Source organism: Providencia sp. PROV119 (genome assembly GCF_028482435.1).
GTDB classification, from domain to species: Bacteria; Pseudomonadota; Gammaproteobacteria; order Enterobacterales; family Enterobacteriaceae; genus Providencia; species Providencia stuartii.
Window position 1 is genome coordinate 1 of sequence record NZ_JAMPQL010000048.1, and the last position, 4,435, is coordinate 4,435.

3 protein-coding genes, 5 tRNA genes and 1 rRNA gene are annotated in these 4,435 nt (G+C 40.7%); 8 read left to right on the forward strand and 1 reads right to left on the reverse strand.

Going from position 1 to position 4,435, the window contains the following annotated elements; all coding sequences use genetic code 11:
* The first annotated feature begins 39 nt into the window (after positions 1-39).
* The 4 genes from PSF11_RS21050 to birA all read left to right on the forward strand — a co-directional run bounded on the left by PSF11_RS21050 (position 40) and on the right by birA (position 2,478).
* Positions 40-115: transfer RNA gene (locus PSF11_RS21050), tRNA-Thr, on the forward strand.
* A gap of 29 nt (positions 116-144) precedes the next feature.
* Positions 145-260, forward strand: a 5S ribosomal RNA gene (rrf, locus tag PSF11_RS21055).
* A 209-nt stretch (positions 261-469) separates the two neighbouring features.
* Positions 470-1,504, forward strand: a complete 1,035-nt coding sequence (murB, locus tag PSF11_RS21060; RefSeq protein WP_004923069.1) for a UDP-N-acetylmuramate dehydrogenase — start codon at positions 470-472, stop codon at positions 1,502-1,504.
* Positions 1,501-2,478 carry a bifunctional biotin--[acetyl-CoA-carboxylase] ligase/biotin operon repressor BirA gene (birA, locus tag PSF11_RS21065; protein WP_004923065.1) on the forward strand — a complete coding sequence of 326 codons (978 nt, stop codon included), beginning with the start codon at positions 1,501-1,503 and terminating at the stop codon, positions 2,476-2,478. Before murB ends, birA begins: the two co-directional genes overlap by 4 nt.
* Before the next feature lie 37 nt (positions 2,479-2,515).
* Here the strand turns inward: birA and coaA are convergent, their stop codons facing one another.
* The gene (gene coaA, locus PSF11_RS21070) at positions 2,516-3,466 is read right to left on the reverse strand and encodes a type I pantothenate kinase (protein WP_004924900.1); all 951 of its coding nucleotides are present in this window, start codon (positions 3,464-3,466) and stop codon (positions 2,516-2,518) included.
* Between the two features lie 438 nt (positions 3,467-3,904).
* Between coaA and PSF11_RS21075 the strand changes: the two genes are divergently transcribed.
* The 4 genes from PSF11_RS21075 to PSF11_RS21090 all read left to right on the forward strand — a co-directional run bounded on the left by PSF11_RS21075 (position 3,905) and on the right by PSF11_RS21090 (position 4,313).
* A tRNA-Thr gene (locus PSF11_RS21075) sits at positions 3,905-3,980 on the forward strand.
* Between the two features lie 16 nt (positions 3,981-3,996).
* Positions 3,997-4,081: transfer RNA gene (locus PSF11_RS21080), tRNA-Tyr, on the forward strand.
* Between the two features lie 75 nt (positions 4,082-4,156).
* Positions 4,157-4,231, forward strand: a tRNA-Gly gene (locus PSF11_RS21085).
* A 6-nt stretch (positions 4,232-4,237) separates the two neighbouring features.
* Positions 4,238-4,313 (forward strand) — tRNA-Thr (locus tag PSF11_RS21090).
* The last annotated feature ends 122 nt before the right edge of the window (positions 4,314-4,435 follow it).

Consider the following 4,435-nt stretch of genomic DNA (forward strand, 5'->3'; position numbering starts at 1 on the left):
TTTAAAGGTTGTGTCAGTACTGACTGACCGCACCATATTGCTGATATGGCTCAGTTGGTAGAGCACACCCTTGGTAAGGGTGAGGTCCCCAGTTCGAATCTGGGTATCAGCACCATGAATTTATCAGTATTAAAAAAGAATTTACCTAGCGGCAATAGCGCGGTGGTCCCACCTGACCCCATGCCGAACTCAGTAGTGAAACGCCGTAGCGCCGATGGTAGTGTGGGGCTTCCCCATGTGAGAGTAGGGAACTGCTAGGTTTTAAACATAGAAAAGCCACCTTAGGGTGGCTTTTTGCTATTTAGCCCCATTCAAATTATTCTGTATCTTCTTTTTTCTTGTTCCTGACACATTGCCATTTCAACCTAATACTCCTAATGTCATGAGAGGCATCTCATTATTTAATGATTCTCGCGGGTCAGCCTGATAGACTTAGCTCATCTTTATTGGTTATCTATTGAAGGCTGCAATGAACCCATCCCTTGAATTAAAACCCTTTAATACTCTCGGTATTGAAGCACAAGCAAAGTCAGTTTGTATTGCTGGATCAGCAGAAGAGATTTATCAGCAATGGCTTAATGCGCAAAAACAGCAGTTACCTGTTTTGATCCTTGGAGGGGGAAGTAATGTGTTATTTATTGAAGACTTTGATGGTGCGGTAATTCTCAATCGTATTAGAGGCATTACTATCACAGAGACCCCAGAATATTGGCATGTGTATTCTGCGGCAGGTGAGAACTGGCATCAATTTATTGAATATTTAATGGGTAAAGGTATCTATGGTGCTGAAAATTTAGCCTTGATACCTGGCTGTGTAGGTTCTGCACCAATTCAAAACATAGGTGCTTATGGTGTTGAGCTGAAGGATTTATGTGAGTATGTCGATACTCTGAACCTCCAAACTGGTAAGACAGAAAGGATAGAGGCTGAGGCCTGCCATTTTGGCTACCGTGATAGTATCTTTAAGCATGACTATCAGCATTCTCATGTGATTATTGGGGTTGGTTTGAAGTTTGCTAAACAATGGTCACCTAAACTCACCTATGGGGATTTAGCACTCTTAGATGCCGAAACAGTGACTCCACAGCAAGTGTTTGATGCCGTATGCCAGACACGGAAAGCAAAATTACCTGATCCCGCCGTGACGGGCAATGTGGGAAGCTTCTTTAAAAACCCAATTATTACAGCAGATAAAGCGCATCAAATAAAACAACGTTTTCCAACTTGCCCACAGTATGCCCAAGAAGATGGCTCAATAAAGGTTGCTGCGGGCTGGTTGATAGACCAATGTGGGTTGAAAGGCTATGAATTAGGTGGCGCTGCTGTACATACACGGCAGGCTTTAGTCCTCATTAATAAATGCCATGCGACAGGGCGTGATATTGTTGACTTAGCTAAATATGTCAGCCAAACCGTGCATAAGCATTTTGGTATCATGCTTGAGCCAGAAGTGAGGTTTATTGGTAAACATGGCGAAATTAACCCTATGGACTGCATTTTATGAAAGAAACCAGTACACCGCTACAATTGATAGAGATCTTATCTGATGCTCAAATCCACTCAGGCCAACAGCTAGGCGATACATTAGGGATGACACGAGCAGGGATTAATAAACATATTAAAACACTGCGTTCATGGGGCATTGAAGTGCAAACTATCGCAGGTAAAGGCTATAAATTGCCCCATACGCTTAATTTGCTCAATGGTGAGTTAATTAAGCAATATATTCAGGGCAGTGATGTGATTGTGGAGCCTGTCATTGATTCAACAAATCAGTATATGCTTGAAAGAATTTCGAGCTTAAAATCAGGCGATACATGTCTGGCGGAGTACCAAAGTGCGGGGAGAGGTCGACGCGGGCGGCAATGGATTTCACCATTTGGTTGTAATCTATATCTATCGATGTACTGGAAGCTTGATCAAGGGCCGGCAGCTGCAGTCGGACTAAGTTTAGTTGTGGGGATCATAATTGCTGAAACCTTAAATAAACTAAGCAGGGGTAAAGTAAAAGTAAAATGGCCTAATGATCTTTATCTTAATGATAAAAAACTAGCAGGTATACTTGTGGAATTAACAGGAAAAACAGGTGATGCCGCACATATCATTATTGGTATTGGAATTAATATTGGTATGGAAAAAAAGAATGTAGATAAAGAGGGTACAATTAATCAGGAGTGGGCCTCATTAATTGATGAAGTAGAAAATATAGAAAGAAATAAATTGTCTGCTGATATTATTAATGCACTGAAAAAAGCATTAGTTTTATTTGAGAAGGAAGGATTAGTTCCCTTTTTGGAGCGTTGGTTTGAATTAGATAACTTCTTGGGAAGGAAGGTTAAGTTGTTGATTGGTGATAAAATTATCACCGGTGTGGAAAAAGGAATAAATCAACAAGGTGCTCTTTTATTACAACAGGATAATGGTGAAATTATTCCTTATATCGGTGGGGAAATATCACTAAGATCTAACGAAAAATAATAAAATGATGCCGGTAAGTTATACCGGCATATAGTGTTTATTTTCTAAGCCTAACATTCTGGATAGAATGGTTTTCGCCTTTGGTCATTATTAAACTTGCACGTTCTTTCGTGGGTAAGATATTTTCTTTTAGGTTTAAACCATTAATTTCATCCCAAATAGAGCCTGCAATTTTAACGGCTTCTTCTTCGCTTAATTTAGAATAATTGTGGAAGTAGGAATCAGGATCGGAAAATGCCCCTTGGCGGAACTTTAGGAACCGACCAATATACCACTGCTTTAATAATTCAGGGTCTGCATCCACGTAGATAGAGAAATCAACAAAGTCTGAGACAAACACATGATGTGGGTCATGTGGATAGTCCATATCACTCTGTAGCACGTTTAAGCCTTCTAGAATTAGGATATCAGGCTGATCAATAACCTGTTGTTGGTCAGGCACAATATCATAAGTAAGATGTGAGTAGACCGGTGCAACAACGTTACGCGCCCCTGATTTTATCTGCGACACGAAATTCACGAGTCTTCGCATATCGTAAGACTGAGGAAAACCCTTTTTCTTCATGATATTTCGATCTTTGAGTACCTGATTAGGATACAAAAAACCATCTGTCGTGATTAAATCAACTTTTCTATGCTCAGGCCAACGTGTTAATAAGGCCTGTAATAGACGAGCCGTTGTGCTCTTGCCTACAGCAACACTGCCTGCAATCCCAATAATATAGGGAACCTTTGCTCCATTTGTTCCTAAGAACTGCTCTAATACAGCCTGACGGCGCAAATTGGAGCTAATATAAAAATTGAGTAAACGAGATAATGGTAGGTAGATTTCAATAACATCTTCCATCGAGAGTTCTTCATTAATACCTTTCAACTCTATCAATTCGCTAGACGTTAATGTCAAAGGGACTGAATCACGTAATGTTGCCCAATGTTCCCTATCAAACTCTAAGTATGGCGTAGTAATAAAATTCTCTGTCTGTTTCATAAACCAACATCTGCCTATTCTATGCAGGTTGGACAGGTTGCCTAAACACCCGTATCCGTAAAATTAAGTTGCATCATAGCGAGTGAAAGATAGTAGGCGTAGAACTTTTTATGTTTTATGTGAATTTTTTTTGACGAAGGCTGTAAAAATAGAACGAGTTGCTGAAAAAAGCAGCGGTTAGAAAGAGGGAACGAAGATACAGAACATCATTTTTTGCTCTAGAAAATGGCCTAAGTCACTTTTTAATGATGCAAGGGCTCTTTACTGATTAAATAATAATGGATTATAGTAGTGTTCTGCTGTAGATGTTTTAAGCTGAATATAGCGAAAAAAGCAGCAAAATCGCAAAAAGTGCATAAAATGTGAGCAAGCGAACAAAAAATTAAAATTTTTTGTTGCAAGTCGCGCTCACTCTTCCTAGAATGCGCAGCACTTGATGCCGGCATAGCTCAGTTGGTAGAGCAACTGACTTGTAATCAGTAGGTCCCGAGTTCGACTCTTGGTGCCGGCACCAATTAACAATTTGGATAGGTGGGATACCCAAGCGGCCAAAGGGAGCAGACTGTAAATCTGCCGTCACAGACTTCGAAGGTTCGAATCCTTCTCCCACCACCATCTCCTGAAGAACTTTTCAAAAAAGTTTATTCAGGTTACATTTAGCAGCTGATAACTCAGGTAGCCGAGTTCATTGCGGGCATCGTATAATGGCTATTACCTCAGCCTTCCAAGCTGATGATGCGGGTTCGATTCCCGCTGCCCGCTCCAAGATGTGCTGATATAGCTCAGTTGGTAGAGCACACCCTTGGTAAGGGTGAGGTCGGCAGTTCGAATCTGCCTATCAGCACCACTTCCCTTATGTTCTCAATTATCTCCCTGATTTGTCTCCTGTAAAAAGCAAGCAAATAAATTTTAACTGCTTGGTTGATGTGGTGTAGCCACCGATTCCGTGTCTTAGAGGGACAATCTAAT

Bases quoted from the DNA above. Each gene is read 5' to 3' on its own strand.
- murB (WP_004923069.1), top strand. From the start codon at position 470: ATGAACCCATCCCTTGAATTAAAACCCTTTAATACTCTCGGTATTGAA.
- birA (WP_004923065.1), top strand. From the start codon at position 1,501: ATGAAAGAAACCAGTACACCGCTACAATTGATAGAGATCTTATCTGAT.
- coaA (WP_004924900.1), bottom strand. From the start codon at position 3,466: ATGAAACAGACAGAGAATTTTATTACTACGCCATACTTAGAGTTTGAT.